This window comes from Brumimicrobium oceani, assembly GCF_003143775.1.
Lineage (GTDB): Bacteria > Bacteroidota > Bacteroidia > Flavobacteriales_D > Crocinitomicaceae > Brumimicrobium > Brumimicrobium oceani.
Window position 1 is genome coordinate 54,821 of the sequence record NZ_QFRJ01000001.1, and the last position, 18,067, is coordinate 72,887.

Sequence of the window (18,067 nt, forward strand, 5' to 3'; positions counted from 1 at the left end):
TATAAAGAGAATGCTAAAAAACAACATTCAATTAAAAGATGTCGGATTGCTAATTCTAAGGATTTCTTTAGGACTATCAATGCTTCTAGGTCATGGTTTGTCGAAATGGGTAAAACTCATAGAGGGCGGTGAAATTCAATTTGCAGATCCTTTCGGTGTTGGGGTCACAGTATCTCTTATATTAGCCGTTTTTGCAGAAGTTTTCTGTTCGGCATTATTGGTTTTTGGCTTACTCACACGTTTAGCTCTAATTCCTTTGATTATCACTATGGCAGTAGCTGTTTTCTATATTCATTTTGCCGAGGGCTTTTCAGGTTTTGAAAAAGCATTCCTTTACTTAATGGGTTTCGTTACGCTGATAATATCAGGTCCAGGAAAATATGCAATAGATTCATTAATTCATTTAAAATTAAAAAAATGAAAAACGCCATAAAAAAGATTACACTAGTGCTTATTTTGTTTCTTTCGACAGGAGTTGCGACTGCTCAAGAGAAGGGACTTATAATTTCGGGAAGCTTAATTGAACAAGAGACAAAACAGCCCATTCCTTATGCTACAGTTGTTTTGAAAGACTTAGATACAGCAAATGTATTTGTGGGTACAACAACGAATGATAAAGGGGGATTTCGTTTAGCGACCAAAGAAAAAGACTTTCTCGTTGAAATTAGTTTTATGGGATATGCTACACGTGTAATTTCTGATTTTAAAATTGAAAATTCGGTTCTTGATCTAGGAACCATTACACTTGAGTCTGAAAGTCAATCTTTGGAAGAGGTGGAGATTAGAGGTGAGGTTTCTAAAACTGTTTTCAAACTGGATAAACGTGTTTTTAATGTAGGAAAAGATTTGAGCAGCACTGGAATGAGCGGCTTAGAAGTCCTGGATAATGTACCTTCTGTAAATGTGAGTATCGATGGTGAAATCAGTCTTCGTGGTGGTGCAGGTGTTCAAATTTTAATTAATGGAAAACCATCTGTGTTGGCTGATGAATCAAGTAATGCATTGGGAACCATTACCGCAGATATGATTGAAAGCATTGAAGTGATTACTAATGCTTCCGCGAAATATGAAGCTTCTGGAACTGCTGGAATTTTGAACATTATCCTAAAAAAAGAAGAAAAGAAAGGTTGGAACGGTTCTGTAACTGCGAATACTGGTTATCCAGCTAATCACAGCATTGGATTAAGTTTGAACAGAAGAACAGATAAGTTCAATTTATTTACGCAATTGGGTGGTGGTTACCGTTCTATGCCAAGATTCTCGGAATCACGAAACTTTAATAAAATTACTGAAGAAACGATTTCAAGTATTGGGGAAAACTATAGAAATGAAGCTTTTTTCAATATTACATTGGGAACAGATTATCACATCAACGATTACAATGTGTTGACCTTATCAGGAAACTTCGCCTATGAAATGGAAGATCAACCTTCAGAAACTTCTTTCGAATATACAGATGGAAATGGAGATTTAATTTCTAGCTGGACAAGAAACGAAGTGACTGATGCCATCAATCCAAAATGGCAATACGATTTGAATTACAAAAAACAATTCAAAAACAACAAAGAGCATACGCTACAAATTTCGGGGCTAGGTAGTTTTTTTGGAAAAGACCAATCTTCTGATTTTACAACACGAGAAGTAAATGGATTAAATCTGAATGGTGACCAGCGAACAGCAACTAACTTCAACAAGCAAGACTATACTTTTAAAGCCGATTATATAAATCCTATGACTAAGTTTTTTACACTTGAACTGGGTTCACAATACGCCTTAAACAATGTCGCAAACAATTATTTAGTTGAAGATTTTGTTGGCGGTGAATATGTAACCGATCAAAATCAAACCAACAATTTCGAATACAATCAAAAAGTTTTGGGAGTATACACAACTGGAGCTTACGAAAGAGGAAATTGGGGTGTTAAAGGTGGTGTAAGGATTGAAAACACCGATTTAAGTACATTTCTTGTGAATACAGAAGAGTCAAATGATCAAAACTTTACTGATTTCTTTCCTACTCTACATACTTCTTATAAAGTTTCAGACAAATTATCTTTTCAAGCAGGATATTCGAAGAGAATTTACAGACCTAGATTATGGGATTTGAATCCATTCTTTAACATCAGTAACAATTTTAATATTCGTGCAGGAAATCCAAATCTGCAGTCAGAATATACTGATTCTTATGAGTTAACCAGTATTTATAGAATAGGGAAAGCGTCCTTTAGTTCAAGTCTTTATCACCAATACACAAAAGATGTTATCGAACGAGTTTCAACAATTGAAAATAACACAGTTTATGTTCGTCCGTATAACGTTGGCTCAAATTCAAAGCTTGGTTTCGAAACAAATGGGAAATATATTCCTACAAAGTGGTTAACCATCTCAGCGGATTTCAATATGAATTACTTTGATCGCAAGGGAGATTTTCAGAATCAAACTTTCGATTTTTCAGGAAGTCAATGGTCTTTAGGAATTACGCCAAAAATCAAACTGCCTTATGATATTGATTTCGAATTTACAGTAAAAACACAGTCTGGTTATGAAACAGTGCAAGGTGAAACATCAGGTTATACTACCTTAGATGTTGGTTTACGTAAAAAAGTACTCAAAGGAAAAATTATGCTTAATCTTTCTGTTCGTGATGTTTTCGAATCCCGCATTCGTGAAAACTTTGTTAGTCAAGATACTTTTGAAAACTACAGTTTTGGTCAACGCCAAAGACAAATAGCTTTTGGAATTAGCTATGGTTTTGGGAAGGGTGAAGCGATGAATTATACCGGAAGAAGAAGATAGATTTTAGATGAGAAATTGCTTTTATGATTAAAGCATATAGGATATTTTACCAGTAAAATTGGAATTGAAATGCAATCCTCCAAAAAAAGTTTTATGAAATATGGTGCATTATTAATTTCAAGATATAAAAATACTTAGGATTCATGACACAAGAAATCCGTGATTATCCGTGTTGCTTGCATCTGTGTTCCAGAAACCTTTCTGGATCGCGCCCCATTACAGCACAAACCTATTGCCAGGAAATAGATTTTAAATTATTTCGCTACTGGTAAGGATTCAAACACTACTTTGAAGTCAAAATTAGAGGAAAAGAAAGCAAATTTTGCGTTGAAAGCAGACGATAACAAAAAAAGAGCTTACAAAGAAGGAATAGAATCTGTTGTAGAAAGTGGAATTGTAGAAAGCGCAAAGCAAGTAGTAGCCAAAGAATACGGTATCGTTTTCAAATTAACAGACGAAGTTGCTAGAATGTATGATGAAGCATTTGATATGAATGGATACAATGGAGATGAATCAAACGAACTTCCTTTTGCCTCATCTTTGATCGGTGAAAATGGTGAAATTATCTATGCTTTTCTAGATGCAGATTATAGAAATAGAGCAGAGCCTTTGAGAAATAACTGAGTTTTTGAAAAATAATAAATAACTCAATCCTATAGATAAAAGGAATAGTGACTTAATCTTAACAGGTTCAATTCGGGTTTTTGAATTCCTGTCACCAACATACTGAAAATATTTGGTGACTCCGTAGATGACAAAAAAAATGTTGTTAATTAGTTTTGAGTGGAATTAATGCAAATTAAGAAATGACTAGAAGTATTGGTTTTGGTGGAATTTGATGTCTATTAACAAAAAAAGCCTCTCGAATGAGAGGCTTTAAGTGATCCCGCTGGGATCCACTATAAAACCTCCAAACGGCTTGTTTAATAGGGGTTGGTGACTTCTAAAAAAGAATGACCACCACATAGACCACGTTAAATCACGTGTTAAATGTCTTTATTTGAATGAGCGAATCAACCACAAAGATACTCTTTTTCATATTCATACAAGAATAAATAACACTAAATATTATGATTCTCAAAACAAAACTTCCTCCACCTCATCAACATCCAAACCTAAATATTCAGAACACTCTTTTATGGTAACATACTGCTGTGATTTTTTGAGGTAGTGTTCCTTCATCTTTTTGATGAGCTCTCGCGAATATCGTTCAGACTTTCCAGTGATGATCATGACGTCTTTTGTATGATGTGGATTCACTATGGAGGCTTTAGGTTGGTATATATTTGTAATTGTTTCAAAAAACAACCTTTGTATTTTCTTAATCGTTTAGCTGTTTAGAAAATGTAACTTTAAGTAATTCTCAAACTACGCTTATGGAAACAGAAAACTATACTTCTAGGCAAAAAACTTGCTATAATCGTGGCGATAAAGATGAAGAGTATAGTTACTTAATAGGACCAACATTACCTTTACCTTCTTGGAGTTGGAATGAAAGTGGAAGTTCAATTCAAACAGGATTTGGTTCTTATCAAACACCATTTTATTTGCTAGGAATTGGTTCTTACTCTTCAACCATAAATACTGGACATTGTGAGATGGAGTCTGATCCTTTATACTTTGCTCTGGAAAGACGTGAAAAATGTGAGATAGAAGATGTAAAGATCGAGGAGGTATATCAAAATCAAACGCCATACTGTTCATTTACATATCATGTAATGATCTATAGCTCAGCGAGTACATCGTTTACGGCAACAATCTCTGATGACTTTAATAACGTGACGATTATTCCTTCATCCTTCACAATCAATTCAGGGGTAAACTATCTTCAATTTACTGTGATTCCACAAGGCTCATTCTCGGGTTCAACCAATTGGACAATACAAGGATCTATTTTTATGGATGGACAATATGTACCTTGTATTTATGAGCTAAGAGTTGAAATTCCAAGGTGTGACAATGCGATGTATGGTAGCAGAATGATAAAAGTTGGAGACAGTATAAATCCTCAGCTCGATGATTTATTAACAATCTATCCAAATCCTGCCAAAGAAACGGCAACCGTTTACTATGAAATGTCGTCATCAGAAGGAGACTTAGAAGTTTACGACTTATCTGGACGAAGCGTAGCTAAACACAATTTGCGTTCAGCAAAAGGCGAAGTTTCGTTAGAAACTGGTAAATACCAAGCTGGAGTTTATATTGTTGTCCTTCGACAAAGTAATGGATATACAATGCAGCAAAAGTTAGTTATCGAATAAATAAAACTAAAATATTAACTTAAGTGAGGGTAGGCACTGCCTGCCCTTTTTTAAAAATATAAAACCATGAAAAAAATACTACTCTTAAAGTTCATTTTATTCTCCTCTTTAATCGTTTCAGCACAATGCTACGAAACCTTAACCTTTGGAGGGTCTCATACTATAGGTCAAAAGCCTGATGGAACTTTGTGGGGCTGGGGATTGGGTGCCAATGGTCAATTAATGACAACAAATACTGTAGAAGCTCATCCAATACAATTGGGAGTAGCAACCGATTGGAGTACTATAGAGAATGGTACCGAAAACACTTTTGTTATCAAAAATGATGGGACTTTGTGGGGTTGTGGAAGAAATTTATACGGTAATTTAGGAATAAATTCAACAACACTAACGAATACAATTTTTCAACAAATAACTACAGCCAATAATTGGGTAAAAGTATCTGCATCCGCATATTTTACTTTGGCCTTAAAATCAGATGGCACCATTTGGGCTTGGGGTCAAAATAATGAATATCAACTAGGGAACTCTCCAGCTACTCCAGAACAATTATCTCCTATTCAAGTAGGTACAGATACTGATTGGGTAGAGATTGCAGCGGGTACCAGTTCTACTTCTTTTGCAATTAAGTCAGATGGAACAATATGGGGTTGGGGCTCCAATCCTTCCTCAATTATTGTTATGGGTTCAAGCACCTATACGGTTGCTACTCCAACCCAAGTGGGGACAGATACAGATTGGTTATCTATGAGTGTAGGGTCACAGCACATATTGGCTCAAAAACAAGACAGTACCCTTTGGTCGTGGGGGGGGGGGGTAGGTTTGGGAGCTGGAGGTGCTCCTACTGTAACTAATACACCTCAACAAATCTCTTCTGATAAATGGATATATTTTTCTGCAGGCACAAATACATCCTTTGGCATCCAAGAGAATGGGACACTTTGGGTTTGGGGAGTTAACATAAACGGTCAACTAGGAGATGGAACTTCTACAGACCGTCTAGTTCCAACACAAATAGGAAACGATACCAACTGGTCAACAGTTCAAGCTGGTAAATTTGCAACGACCATGGCTACCAAAATAGATGGTACAGTCTGGTATTGGGGCGGTACTAATTATTACGGACAGTATGGTAATGGTTTAAGTTATGGAACTGCATACTACAATACTCCCACCCAAACCCAAGGAATTTGCGTAACATCAATAACTAGCGGCGGTCCAAACTATACAACTTCAACTATCGGTGGGGTTACAGGAAGCGATGCAAGCGGTGTAGGAACTTCAGTCGGAGATAGCGTTACTTTAGTAGGTGTTGTGCATTGTCAAAATTTCAGCAATACTGGCTATGACATTACACTAATTGATGCCAATAATGATGGAATTACTTTGTATAGTTCAACGGATATAAACGGCTACATCCCTACAGAAGGAGATGAAATTGAAGTAGAAGGAGTGATAGCACAAGTAAATGGGTTAATCCAAATAAAACCTGATAACATTAATGTACTACAACAAGGAGCAACGCTTCAAAGTCCAACACTTACCACAGTTTTAGATGAAACAACAGAGAGTCAGCTGGTAAGACTGGAAAACCTAGAACTTATTAATGGTGAAGCAATGTGGCCAACAGATGGAAACATTGAAGTCTCCAATACAGTTGATACATTTACAGTTCGCGTGACTGCCACATCAACATTAGCAGGAACACCAACACCAGGAACCTATTTTCACTTAACTGGACTTGGAAAACAAGATGATGCTTCAAGCCCTTTTGATAGTGGTTATCAGATTTATCCTTGTGGTGTTGATCCTTATTGTGATATTGATAATTCTACGACATTAAATAATGGAACAATTTCGGTTGTTGATACTGGGCATTCTTACCAATGGATAAATTGTGCAGATAGTTCTGCAATAGCTGGAGAAACAGGAGAAACATTCACTCCAACAGCCAATGGAGATTATGCGGTGATTATTACCCAAGGACCATGTGTGGATACTTCTGCTTGTGTTTTTGTTGATGTGCTGGGATTGGAGGAGGATGAATTGAAAGGAATTTCAGTTTATCCAAATCCAATTACAGATGAGTTGAATGTCAACAACGAAAACGGAGCGTTGATTTCTGTTGAAATGATTGATGCTAAGGGGAGTGTGATTGTGTCTTCACAAGTTGAATCTAAAGAAATTAAATTAAATACTTCGGATTTAAAACCAGGTGTTTATGTGTTGGTGTTGAGGTCTGAGAAGGGTGTAAGGATGATAAAGGTGGTGAAGTGATAATCAATTTTCAATTGTGAATTATCAATGGCAACCGTTAGCTATGAACTTTCGTCTGATCATGGAACACTTGAGGTTTATGACTTAGCAGGAAGAAGTATTACAGAACGTGATATAACTAATGCTCAAGGAGAATTACGTTTGAACACTAGTAGCTATGAAGCGGGAGTGTATGTTGTGGTGGTTCGACAAAAAAATGGCTACACCATGCAACAAAAACTAGTGATCGAATAAATAAACTAATATAAATCCGATATTTTCGGATCGTTGAATCGTAAGTTTGTGAAGTAGTGAAGCCGAAAAGAATCGAATCGTTTCGTTTCTTTTTAAAGCATTCCAACATCTTCACAAATTTACGATTCAGCAAAAAAACAAAATATACAAACATGAAAAAAGTACTACTAATTACATCTTTATTGTTTTTCACCCAAAGCATTTCAGCACAATGTTTTGAAGCCTTAACCTTTTCAGGTGGACATACTTTAGGAATAAAACCAGACGGCACTTTATGGGGGTGGGGACCTGGACATTATGGTCAATTAATGACCGGTAATTCTATTGAAACTTTTCCAGTACAAGTTGGAGTAGCGACGGATTGGGATATTATAGAAAATGGAATTGATAATACCTTTGCCATAAAAAATAATGGCACACTTTGGGGGGGCGGAAGAAATCAATATGGTACTTTGGGAGTTAATTCACCTTTTCAATCCTTCTCCACTTTCCAGCAAATAACCACAGCAAATGATTGGGTCAAAGTTTCTATATCAGACAACTTTACCCTAGCACTAAAATCGAATGGTACTATATGGGCATGGGGCCAGAATGATAACTATCAATTGGGTAACTCCCCAGCTTCACCGGAACAGTTTTCACCCCTGCAGGTGGGAACTGACACCGATTGGGCAGAAATTTCGGCTGGAATAAGTCGAACAGCTTTTGCCATAAAAAATGATGGAACAATTTGGGGGTGGGGGAAAAATCCTTCTTCCATCATAGTTTTAGGTTCTGGAACTGCCAATGTAGCCACCCCAACTCAAGTGGGAACGGACACTGACTGGCGCACTATGAGTGTGGGAGGCGGACATATTTTGGCTCTAAAGATAGATAGCACCCTCTGGTCCTGGGGTGGAGGTACTGGATTGGGAGTTGGTGGAACACCTCCTGTCACTAATACTCCGCAACAAATTTCAACAGATAAATGGGTTAGTTTTTCGGCGGGTGCTGGCAATTCGTATGGAATCAAGGACGATGGAACTTTATGGGCTTGGGGGTATAATGGAAATGGGCGGTTAGGTGATGGTACAACAATTGATCGATTGATACCTGTCCAAATAGGGATAGATAACAATTGGAGCACCATAAAAACTGGTAAGTTTGATGTAACCATGGCTACTAAAACAGATGGAACGGTCTGGTATTGGGGCGGTACAAACTACTATGGGGAATATGGAAATGGAAATAGTTATGGCACAACTTATATAATGACACCCACCCAAACCTTAGGAATTTGTATAACTCCACTAGTTGGCGGTGGTCCAACCTATATTAATTCCGCCATTTCAACTGTAACTTCTACTAATGCCAACGGAGTTGGAACAGCAGTTGGAGATAGCGTAAGATTAATTGGTGTGGTGCATTGTCAAAACTTCAGCAGTTCAGGATATGATATTACACTCATTGATGCAAACAATGATGGAATTACACTTTTTAGCCCAACGTATATAAATGGCTACATTCCCACAGAAGGAGACGAAATTGAAGTAGAAGGAGTGATAACACAAGTCAATGGATTAATTCAAATAAAACCTGATAATATTTCTGTGCTTCAACAAGGAGCTGCGCTTCAAAGTCCAACGCTTACTTCAGTTTTAAATGAAACAACGGAAAGTCAGTTTGTAAGATTAGAAAACCTAGAACTGGTAAACGGTGAAACAATGTGGCCAGCTAATGGAAACATTGAAGTCACCAACACAATTGATACATTTACAGTTTACATTACTGGAGCATCTGCATTAGCAGGAACACCAACACCAGTTATTAATTTTCATTTAACAGGAATAGGAAAACAAGATGATGCTTCAAGTCCTTTCGATAGTGGTTATCAGATTTATCCGTGCGGCGTTGATCCTTATTGTGATATTGATATTTCAACGACTTTAAATAATAACACCATTTCAGTAGTTGATACTGGTCTTGCTTATCAATGGATAAATTGTGCAGATAGTTCAGTTATTGTTGGAGAAACAGGAGAAACATTCACTCCAACAACCAATGGAGATTATGCTGTAATTATCACCCAAGGACCATGTGAGGATACTTCTGCATGTGTTTTTGTTGATGTACTAGGAATTGAAGATAATGAGTTGAATGGTATTTCAGTTTACCCGAATCCAATTACAGATGAGTTAAACATCAATAATGAAAACGGAGCATTGATTTCTGTTGAGATGATTGACGCTAAAGGTAGTGTGGTTGTATCTTCTAAGGCGGCTTCGAAGAGTTTTACTTTTAATACTGGAGAGCTGAACAGTGGAGTTTATATATTGATTGTGAGGTCAGAGGAGGCGGTAAGGACATTTAAGGTGGTGAAATAATAACATAATATATACTTTGTTTTTTTAATAAAAAGTCTCTCATTCGAGGGGCTTTTTTTGTAATATTTGGGAGTCTTCGAGTCTTCAAAACAAAACTTCCTCAACCTCATCAACATCTAAACCTAAATATTCTGAACATTCCTTTATCGTAACATACTGATGTGATTTTTTGAGGTAGTGTTCCTTCATCTTTTTTATGAGCTCTCGCGAATATCGTTCAGACTTTCCAGTGATGATCATGACGTCTTTTGTATGTAGAACGATACGCTTCATTTTTCTTGATGTTTTTTAGTCTTATTTGATTTTAGCCATACACTATCCATACACTATCCATACACTATCCATACATGAGCTATGCTCTTGGTATGGGGTTATTATGGGTGTTTTCTATCTCAAATACAAAATTATAGGAAAATAAAGGATATTAAAAAGGCAAAAACACAGCAAATCAGCACAAAGATTATTGAACGGAAGTGATCCCTTTTATGAAGCATGATGATGAGGTAGTTTTGAAGTATCGATTTCATGTCGCGACGAAATTTGAGGAATGCTGAGAAAGACTCAGCAGGATATTATTGTCAAATTAAAACTATGTAATCATGGCAAGACAAAAAGGAATAATCAAGCTTACGGGTAAGATTGGAGATTTGTCCTTCTACAAGTCGAAAGACGGGTATTTGGCACGTGAGAAAGGTGGTGTTGACGGAGAGAGAATCAAGAATGATCCTGCGTTTGTAAGAACCCGAGAGAACGGAAGTGAGTTCGGGTTGGCAGCAACAGCAGGGAAGACTTTGAGAAATGCTTTCCGTCCGATGATGATGCGTGCAGCAGATAATCGTGTGACTTCAAGATTAACACGATTAATGTCCCAAATTCGCAAGTTGGACACAACGAGCGATCGTGGAAAGAGATCTGTTGGAGTTGCAATCCAAAATCAAGCTGCAAAGGATTTGTTGAAAGGATTCAACTTTAACATTCGTGCAATGTTGAACGCTATCTTGTATCGTCCAATCACATTGGACCAGGCAACTGGAGAAATAGAGATCGCAGATCTTATTCCAGCAAATCACATTGCTGCATCAGCAAATGCAACGCATGTTTCATTTACAGCTGCATGGGCAAATGTAAACTTTAATGATGGTACGTATGAGTTGTCACTTTCAAGTGCAACGAATCTCCCATTGGATAGTGCACAATCGACTGTGACTGTAACTCCGTCAGGAGTGCCAGCTGGAACAGGAACGGATGTTTACATCTTACTTGTCGAGTTTTTCCAAGAAGTTAATGGTACACAATACAGCTTAAACAATGGTGGCTACAACGCCATGAACATTGTAGATGTAGTATAGTGTTAATCTAGTGAAAATTTAAAACCATTAGTATCATGGAAAAGAAGTTAAGAGACAAGTTGAGTTCCGTTGGAAAACGGTACACAAAAAACACTCCTCCATTCTTTAAGAAGCTGCGAACAGCAGGATTGGTATTGGCAGCAATCGGAACTTCGATTGTTGCTGCACCAATTGCGCTTCCAGCAATAGCGGTAACCATAGGCGGGTATTTAATACTTGGCGGAACTGTTATCACAGCTGTAAGTCAAACTGCAGTAAATGAGATTGACTTTGAGGAGTAAAACCGAATTAGCACGAGGCTAATTTGAAGAAAATTATTAAACCGGTGCTTCAGTATATGATCTGGAGGACACAAAATTTAAAAAAATGTCAGAAACAGTAAATGCAAAAGACGAATTGATCTTAGAACTCAAGAAAAAGAAAAGACCAAAATTCAAGGCAGGATCAGAGTTAGCAAGTTCGGTAAACCGAATGGTTGTTGATTGGGATAATGAATTGGATGAGGATGAAAATCTAGAAACTCTTTCGATCTCAATTCACTTGACTTCAGAGCCAGGTGAAGACTAAATAGAATTATTTAGAAAATTAAGCCACCAAGCAATTTGCCTGGTGGCTTTTTTAATTTCAAATAAGATAAATATGGAACATTCAGATGATAACACAACATTAATTGGGACCTTATCAGGAACTATTTTGAGTATAATAGCAACGTTTGATCTTTCTGATATTGTAAAGACTGTGATTTTAGCTGCGGTTGGAGCTACGGTTAGTTTTTTGGTGAGTAGGGGGTTGAAGTGGTTGTGGGGGAAGTGGAGGGAATGATGTGGTTTTGTTGTGAGTTTTCTTGAAATTGGTATCTTGTGAAGAAAAATAACTATAAAACTGTATTTTTACCACTTAAATTAATAAATAGCTTTGATTTTTTTGGTTAAACAATTAATCTACCTGAAAGTACAATGAAAAATGAAATAATTAAACTAATCCAAAACTGGAAAGAAGAAGTATCAAAAGACCTAAGGATTGATGGCGTATTGTTATTCGGTAGCGCTATTTATATGGAAGGGAGGATGTTTAAGCCCAGTAAAAGTGATTTAGATCTTATTGTCTTGATACCTGAAAATGTCCATGACGCTATTGAAAGAAGAAATTGGATAGCAAAACTTAAAACTTACAAAGAAAAATTAGAAAAGGATGCTCTGTTTTTGCTGAAGAAAGAAGATACCAATGAACAAATTGTAAGTATTGTTCCGCTAACAAGAACGGAATTAGATTATAATATTCATAAAGGTGAAACGAGAAATTTTTTTGAAATAAATGAATTTTTAGATATTGATACAGGAACTATATTCAAAGGTTCCGAACAATACACATTCAAAATCTGTGAAAGTGAATTCATTATTCAGGTGCTAAAAAGTGTTCAAAAGGCACGAAACAGCTATCTCACAAATTCTGCAATGGTTGATTATCAAGAATTGGAATGGGAAGGAGAAGATATTATTCCAAAGACGCTTGCTAGAGAAGCTGCAAAAATAGCTTCGTTTTTCGAAGAAAACTGCAATCCTGGAGATGAGCTAAATACGTCATTTGGTTGTGACTTCATTAAGCAAAGTCTTAAGCTAAATAGAAGTGTTGAAGAATACCTAGATTTATATACTTGGATTGACGACAGAAATGGAGGAAGAAGTAATTCTAAAGTAAAAAACACTCTTAGCCAAAAAAGTCATCTATTATTATTTGAATTACTCTACAATTTAACAATCCAAGCTATGCAATTACCGATGAAAAAACATGAAACTCTGGATATAAAATTAACTAACGAATGGCAACTGTTTCTAGAAGATACTGAAATGTTATCTAAAGCACACTCGAGCAAACAATCAGTTTTGTTGAGTGATATTTATGTATCTCCATTACTTAAAGAATTTGATGATTCAAAGGATGAATTAGAAGATATCAGTTTTAGCGAGTTGACTGAAGCCCTGAGTGAGAATAGAAAAATCTTAATTGCGGGTGAAGGTCAATCAGGAAAGACTACATTGTGTAAACGTTTGTTCTCAGAGTTATTTAATCAAGGTTTAGTACCCATTTATCTTTCTGATGGTAAAAATAAATATCTTGGATCTATAGATTCAAAAATTGAGAAATCATTTAACGAACAGTACGGTGAATCTGATATTAAACTATCAGAAATTGAACCGCACAAACTTGTATTAATTTTAGACGATTTTCATTTCGCTAAGCATAAAGAAAAAATTATCGGTCAACTTATAAAGTTTGAAAAACAAATCATAATGGTTGATGATATTTTTGGGTTCAATTTTAAAAATGAGACATTAATGGACCAATATAAGCAATTTAAGATTAATGAGTTCAGTCCTTCTCAACGAAATGAACTAATAAAAAATTGGGTTTTACTTTCTGATAACAATTGGACCACCGACAACGAAATATATCAGGAAATAGATAACAAAACTGAACTTGTTGATTCCGCCTTGGGAAAAATTATCGGTAAAGGAATAATGCCTTCTTACCCCTTTTTTATTTTATCTTTTATTAGTAATTATGATACTGTTAGTAATCCATTAGACCAAAACATCACGTCACAAGGATATTTTTATCAAACCTTAGTATACATTTATCTTAGAAAAGAAAGTGTGAAAAATGACGATTTTGACACTTACTTTAATTTTCTTACAGAATTGGCTTTTTTCTATTTCAAAAAGGAAAAAACGATAATTAATAAAATAGAATTTGAAAAGTATCTTGAGGAGTATAAGTCTAATTTCAATCTTACTATTGGAATAGAAGAAGTAATTCGAAATCTTAGAAATACTAATATTCTTCACTTGGACGGTTTAGGTAATTATTCTTTTAGTTATCCATATTTATATTACTTCTTTGCTGCAAAATATTTTGCTGACAACGCAAATGAGCAATCAAAAAATATTGACAAAATTCTTGGCAATCTGCACATTGATGAATTTGCTTATATCGCAATTTTTATTTCTCATCATGATAAAAATACGACTGTTTTAGATGAAGTTGTTTTGAACGCAATGACTCTATTTGAAAAATATTCACCAGCCACTCTTAGTGCTGATGAACTGAGTTTTTTTGATGAGCGAATAGATGAAGTAGTTCAAGCAGTATTGCCACAGGCAACGGAGTCAGCTGAAAATCATAGAAATGAGGAGTTAAAGAGAAAAGATGAAATTGAAAAGTCTCATTCAACAAGTAAAAAGAATGAAATTGAAAGCGAATTAGAAGATGATGAATTAGCCATTGAGTTACGTAGAAGTATCAAAACAGTAGAAGTAATGGGTAAGATTATAAAAAATCGTGCAGGTTCACTTAAAAAAGATCAGCTAGAATCTATTTTCAAAGAAGGTATGAATGTTCATCTCAGAGTTTTGACATCATTTATAGAATTAATAAAAAATAAGGAATCTCAGAGTTTTGTTGAAGAGTTTATAGCGAGAAGATTAGAGCAGATAATTGATGCAACAGAGACGGAAGAAGAAAAAAAGAAGTTACTGGCAAATGAAGATAAATTAAAGAAAATAGCTAGGAATATATTCTGGAATGTAAACTTCAGTATTATTTACAGTTTTAATAGTAAAATCATTCATTCTTTAGGTTCTAATAAACTAATAAATGTAGTCGAGAATGTTTGTGATTTGGAAAATACTCCAGCCACTTTTATTATTAAACATGGAATTCTAATGTGGTATAATAAAAGCTTACAAATTGATGAAATTTATGATAAAATTGAATCTGATGGGTTTTCTAGAACTGCTAAACGAATAATGGAACATAAAATAGTGAATCATTGTCAAACACACAGCATGGGTTTTAGGGAACATCAAAAAATTGAACAAAGATCAAGAATTCCTAAACGTGTTTTATTAAAAAGAAAATAGTCAGGAGATAACTATTTTACAGGATATAGGACCCATTTGAAATACTAGGATGAACCCAACGGGCCAAACCTTACCCCGTTCGGGTTATTTGAGAATTAGCTACGACCTTCAAGAAATCAACCTCTCACAAAACCGATAAAGCCTTATAAATTTACTTCTCTCTATTCCTGGCGGAGTTTCAGAAATCTTCTGTTTTAGCTTTTCCATTTCTGCAGGAATTTCTTTCCTGGGCATTGATTTTAAAATGCTCTTTGTGCATGCTGGATTAATATGATACATGATATTTGATTTTATGTTCAACCCACCTCATCATTTTTGAGATGGACTGAACGGGTTAATAATTACTGCTTAATTAATTGTTGAACTAGAACTTGTCTTAATTGCTTTAGCGTGTTCTGGATTCGCTTGTAGTTCTCTTCTTGCTGCTCTAATTGTAAAAGTGATGAGACAGTCTTCTTAATTGCTTCGGGCTTGTTATAAGTGATTTTTTGAGCATCCTTAATAATTTTGATGAGGTCATTTTTCCTTATGAAAGGAATCACAGATCCTACTAAAGCAATTTGAAATTGTTTTCCTTGATGCAGGGAGTAAACAATCCAGTACAAGCTTTCTTTTTCACTTTCCGAGTTGCAGCTTATCACAAAGCAATTCGGGCAAGGCTTTTTGAGTGGTTTTCCACTGTTCAATCCTTTATTCAGGATAAAGAAGTGCGGGCCTTTATACACGCCTTTTTGTCGATAGGTAATCATTTTGAAATTAGACATAACTACTTGTTTAAAAATTAAGTGTTGTCTAAGTCGCTTCGCTCCGCCCTTAATTCCAAAAGAAAAAACCAAAGAAAACGACCAAAAAGGCCGAAAAAAAAGGAAAAAAGAAAGCTCATTCCTCAGGGCTAAAAAGCAGGTTTGTCAAGGTTTTTGACGATAAAAAATTTGACTCCTGCAGTTAAGCCAAAAAATGAATGAGCACCTTTTGATAAAAGCAAATGATAGTTAGAATGTAATCACAAAATTATTATTGCAAAACCCGGAGGGCTCGACCTTTACAAAGCTGTGGTTAGCCCTATCTTTGCTTTTATTTTTTTATTTTATTCTCTCAGAGTTAAGGTAGATGCCTTTTTATATCGAAGCTTAGATTTATATCAAAATGGTAAATGAAAGTTCGGAGGTATTACTTTTTTAAATCAAGTGTGGGTGTTTTTTCGTTGTGATGTGGTTCAACAAGCTACCAATCATATATTACTGTAGAAATATAGATTGGAATGGAGTCGAAAAATAAGCCCACTCTTGACTTGGATTATGTTTTAATGGAACGTTAAGCTTAAAGTAGCTGCTGACCTTTTGGGAGGCTGCTGCAGTTAATCGGAAATGCTAGTTGGAAAGCTGAGCTATTGCTTTGTGATAGGAGGCAAGTAATCAGACGAAGGGAAATCTTCTTTCTGTTTCGGAGGTATAAGTTTTTCAAGTGTATGAGTTTTTGAGTTTGCAGAGATATGATTTTGTAAGAGCTAATCAATGACATAAACTTTAATGCACTTTGCAGAAGGAAACACATACTCTTGGCTTCATTAATTTTAAATTGGAAGGAAATGCTAAAATACCTGCTGACTTTTTAGGAAGCTGGTAGTTTTTAGAGAAATGTTAGTCGGAAGCTAAACTCTTTTTACGAAGCTAATAATTATGATTAAAGCATCTTTTTTCTTTGCTAACGCTTAATCGTTTGGAGATAGGCTTTGGTTTGAAATAACTATTAAAATCTCTTTCTTATTAAAACCAACGGCTGATTCGGAGGTAATGTAGGAGTATTCTTTTTGTGCCAATTAACACTGATAATAAAACAGGAAATACAGCCTTGAGCCTCTACCCATTCAAGAACGAAGGATTAATGATTTATTTTTAGATAAAGCATAATTCGGAGGACGCGAGCCGCCTTGCGAGTGGAACGAAGGGGGGAATGGAGAGTGAGAAACAGAGCGATAGCGGAGTGGAGCGCGGGAATGACCTCTGTGCTTTTTGGCACACGAGGGGCGGTTCCAGTTTTTTGACTTCGAAGGGATAATGTTTTACAAGGGTGGGATTGTTTTTTAATTGTAATGTGTTTCGGTAGACTCAATATTATTTTTTTTGTAGAAACTATTAAAATAGAAAGAGACGAAAAACAATCCCACTCTTGACTTGATAAATGTAAGATAGAATGTAAATGCTTAAGTGCTTGCTGACCTTTTTCGGGCAGCTTGCACCTCCTAGGGTAATGCTAAAAAACTGGAATCGCCCTGAAGCCTGAGAGACTAGCAGGCGAGCCAGACAAGACGCTGCGGTGACACCCCATTAATAGGGAGAGGGAGAGTTTGAGGCACGAGAACTTTTCCTCACCTTTAAGGGGTTTGGGGTGGCAAAGTAGCAGCAACTGAATGAGGAGACACCCACAGCGAGAAAAATAAGTGGAATGTGGCGCGCGGAGTTTCCGAGCACGACACAATGGAACGGTAAAAACAAGCCCGGAGTGCAACGGAGCTTTGTATAGGCTTGTTTTTATATTTTTTGAGCAGTGAGGTGTTGACGATTGAAGACCTTATTTCCTGTGCCATACAATCGTCAGTTGGAACCAATTTATGCGAAGCAAGAACCAAAAAATCGTCAGTTGTTGGATAAACCACAAGTTTGGAAACTTGCGGTAGCCTTTGGAAGACTTGCGGTAGCCTTTGGAACGGTGGGGTATTTTATCAAAGAGTAATCTTTATTTTGGAAGGATTACTTTACGCCCCGTGGGAAACGGATAGCTTTTTGAACTGTTTTGCACAGGAACACACTATTACAAAGCGACCTTGGAATGCTCTTGTAATAGTGATGTTTGCGTAGCAAAAACAG

17 protein-coding genes are annotated in these 18,067 nt (G+C 36.0%); 13 read left to right on the forward strand and 4 right to left on the reverse strand.

Annotation, left to right across the window (positions count from 1 at the left end):
* Positions 1-10 precede the first annotated feature (10 nt).
* The 3 genes from DIT68_RS00255 (at position 11) to DIT68_RS00265 (ending at position 3,420) form a co-directional block, all read left to right on the forward strand.
* Positions 11-421, forward strand: coding sequence for a DoxX family protein (locus DIT68_RS00255; protein WP_109357815.1), 411 nt, complete (start codon positions 11-13; stop codon positions 419-421).
* Positions 418-2,796 carry an outer membrane beta-barrel family protein gene (locus tag DIT68_RS00260; RefSeq protein WP_109357816.1) on the forward strand — a complete coding sequence of 793 codons (2,379 nt, stop codon included), beginning with the start codon at positions 418-420 and terminating at the stop codon, positions 2,794-2,796. Before DIT68_RS00255 ends, DIT68_RS00260 begins: the two co-directional genes overlap by 4 nt.
* A 288-nt stretch (positions 2,797-3,084) precedes the next feature.
* Positions 3,085-3,420: a hypothetical protein gene (locus DIT68_RS00265; protein WP_199223358.1), complete on the forward strand. Its 336-nt coding sequence runs from the start codon at positions 3,085-3,087 to the stop codon at positions 3,418-3,420.
* 453 nt (positions 3,421-3,873) lie between these two features.
* On the opposite strand, the gene DIT68_RS00270 is transcribed toward DIT68_RS00265, so the two are convergent.
* A complete protein-coding gene (locus DIT68_RS00270; RefSeq protein WP_146194073.1) occupies positions 3,874-4,056 on the reverse strand; it encodes a hypothetical protein in 183 nt (60 codons plus the stop codon).
* A 116-nt stretch (positions 4,057-4,172) separates the two neighbouring features.
* Between DIT68_RS00270 and DIT68_RS00275 the strand changes: the two genes are divergently transcribed.
* From DIT68_RS00275 to DIT68_RS00290, 4 genes are all read left to right on the forward strand, one after another.
* Positions 4,173-5,057: a T9SS type A sorting domain-containing protein gene (locus DIT68_RS00275; protein WP_109357818.1), complete on the forward strand. Its 885-nt coding sequence runs from the start codon at positions 4,173-4,175 to the stop codon at positions 5,055-5,057.
* 66 nt (positions 5,058-5,123) lie between these two features.
* Positions 5,124-7,334 carry an RCC1 domain-containing protein gene (locus DIT68_RS00280; RefSeq protein ID WP_109357819.1) on the forward strand — a complete coding sequence of 737 codons (2,211 nt, stop codon included), beginning with the start codon at positions 5,124-5,126 and terminating at the stop codon, positions 7,332-7,334.
* Between the two features lie 27 nt (positions 7,335-7,361).
* Positions 7,362-7,568: a T9SS type A sorting domain-containing protein gene (locus DIT68_RS00285; RefSeq protein WP_109357820.1), complete on the forward strand. Its 207-nt coding sequence runs from the start codon at positions 7,362-7,364 to the stop codon at positions 7,566-7,568.
* 152 nt (positions 7,569-7,720) lie between these two features.
* A complete protein-coding gene (locus DIT68_RS00290) occupies positions 7,721-9,931 on the forward strand; it encodes a T9SS type A sorting domain-containing protein (RefSeq protein WP_109357821.1) in 2,211 nt (736 codons plus the stop codon).
* Positions 9,932-10,015: 84 nt separating this feature from the next.
* Here the strand turns inward: DIT68_RS00290 and DIT68_RS00295 are convergent, their stop codons facing one another.
* The gene (locus tag DIT68_RS00295) at positions 10,016-10,204 is read right to left on the reverse strand and encodes a hypothetical protein (RefSeq protein ID WP_107037811.1); all 189 of its coding nucleotides are present in this window, start codon (positions 10,202-10,204) and stop codon (positions 10,016-10,018) included.
* Between the two features lie 326 nt (positions 10,205-10,530).
* On the opposite strand from DIT68_RS00295, the gene DIT68_RS00300 reads away from it, so the two are divergent.
* The 5 genes from DIT68_RS00300 (at position 10,531) to DIT68_RS00320 (ending at position 15,200) form a co-directional block, all read left to right on the forward strand.
* Entirely contained in the window at positions 10,531-11,280 is a 750-nt protein-coding gene (locus DIT68_RS00300) for a hypothetical protein (protein WP_109357822.1), read from the forward strand.
* 35 nt (positions 11,281-11,315) lie between these two features.
* Positions 11,316-11,561 (forward strand): hypothetical protein, encoded by a 246-nt coding sequence (locus DIT68_RS00305; protein ID WP_109357823.1) that lies wholly within the window; start codon positions 11,316-11,318, stop codon positions 11,559-11,561.
* An 85-nt stretch (positions 11,562-11,646) separates the two neighbouring features.
* The gene (locus DIT68_RS00310) at positions 11,647-11,847 is read left to right on the forward strand and encodes a hypothetical protein (protein WP_109357824.1); all 201 of its coding nucleotides are present in this window, start codon (positions 11,647-11,649) and stop codon (positions 11,845-11,847) included.
* A gap of 72 nt (positions 11,848-11,919) precedes the next feature.
* Positions 11,920-12,102: a hypothetical protein gene (locus DIT68_RS00315; protein ID WP_109357825.1), complete on the forward strand. Its 183-nt coding sequence runs from the start codon at positions 11,920-11,922 to the stop codon at positions 12,100-12,102.
* A gap of 134 nt (positions 12,103-12,236) precedes the next feature.
* Positions 12,237-15,200, forward strand: a complete 2,964-nt coding sequence (locus DIT68_RS00320; protein WP_109357826.1) for an NACHT domain-containing protein — start codon at positions 12,237-12,239, stop codon at positions 15,198-15,200.
* Between the two features lie 108 nt (positions 15,201-15,308).
* Here the strand turns inward: DIT68_RS00320 and DIT68_RS16460 are convergent, their stop codons facing one another.
* Both DIT68_RS16460 and DIT68_RS00325 read right to left on the reverse strand, forming a co-directional pair.
* Positions 15,309-15,479 carry a hypothetical protein gene (locus tag DIT68_RS16460; protein ID WP_233244123.1) on the reverse strand — a complete coding sequence of 57 codons (171 nt, stop codon included), beginning with the start codon at positions 15,477-15,479 and terminating at the stop codon, positions 15,309-15,311.
* Positions 15,480-15,541: 62 nt separating this feature from the next.
* Complete coding sequence (locus DIT68_RS00325; protein ID WP_146194074.1) at positions 15,542-15,964, reverse strand: DUF6943 family protein; 423 nt, start codon at positions 15,962-15,964, stop codon at positions 15,542-15,544.
* 1,798 nt (positions 15,965-17,762) lie between these two features.
* Between DIT68_RS00325 and DIT68_RS16225 the strand changes: the two genes are divergently transcribed.
* Positions 17,763-17,933 carry a hypothetical protein gene (locus DIT68_RS16225; RefSeq protein ID WP_158276076.1) on the forward strand — a complete coding sequence of 57 codons (171 nt, stop codon included), beginning with the start codon at positions 17,763-17,765 and terminating at the stop codon, positions 17,931-17,933.
* Positions 17,934-18,067: the final 134 nt, after the last annotated feature.

What these genes read in the sequence shown, in the direction of transcription:
- DIT68_RS00285 (WP_109357820.1), top strand. Translation starts at nt 7,362, where the DNA reads ATGGCAACCGTTAGCTATGAACTTTCGTCTGATCATGGAACACTTGAG.
- DIT68_RS00295 (WP_107037811.1), bottom strand. Translation starts at nt 10,204, where the DNA reads ATGAAGCGTATCGTTCTACATACAAAAGACGTCATGATCATCACTGGA.
- DIT68_RS00260 (WP_109357816.1), top strand. Translation starts at nt 418, where the DNA reads ATGAAAAACGCCATAAAAAAGATTACACTAGTGCTTATTTTGTTTCTT.
- DIT68_RS00310 (WP_109357824.1), top strand. Translation starts at nt 11,647, where the DNA reads ATGTCAGAAACAGTAAATGCAAAAGACGAATTGATCTTAGAACTCAAG.
- DIT68_RS00320 (WP_109357826.1), top strand. Translation starts at nt 12,237, where the DNA reads ATGAAAAATGAAATAATTAAACTAATCCAAAACTGGAAAGAAGAAGTA.
- DIT68_RS00290 (WP_109357821.1), top strand. Translation starts at nt 7,721, where the DNA reads ATGAAAAAAGTACTACTAATTACATCTTTATTGTTTTTCACCCAAAGC.
- DIT68_RS00325 (WP_146194074.1), bottom strand. Translation starts at nt 15,964, where the DNA reads ATGTCTAATTTCAAAATGATTACCTATCGACAAAAAGGCGTGTATAAA.
- DIT68_RS00275 (WP_109357818.1), top strand. Translation starts at nt 4,173, where the DNA reads ATGGAAACAGAAAACTATACTTCTAGGCAAAAAACTTGCTATAATCGT.
- DIT68_RS00255 (WP_109357815.1), top strand. Translation starts at nt 11, where the DNA reads ATGCTAAAAAACAACATTCAATTAAAAGATGTCGGATTGCTAATTCTA.
- DIT68_RS00280 (WP_109357819.1), top strand. Translation starts at nt 5,124, where the DNA reads ATGAAAAAAATACTACTCTTAAAGTTCATTTTATTCTCCTCTTTAATC.
- DIT68_RS00300 (WP_109357822.1), top strand. Translation starts at nt 10,531, where the DNA reads ATGGCAAGACAAAAAGGAATAATCAAGCTTACGGGTAAGATTGGAGAT.
- DIT68_RS00315 (WP_109357825.1), top strand. Translation starts at nt 11,920, where the DNA reads ATGGAACATTCAGATGATAACACAACATTAATTGGGACCTTATCAGGA.
- DIT68_RS16460 (WP_233244123.1), bottom strand. Translation starts at nt 15,479, where the DNA reads ATGTATCATATTAATCCAGCATGCACAAAGAGCATTTTAAAATCAATG.
- DIT68_RS00305 (WP_109357823.1), top strand. Translation starts at nt 11,316, where the DNA reads ATGGAAAAGAAGTTAAGAGACAAGTTGAGTTCCGTTGGAAAACGGTAC.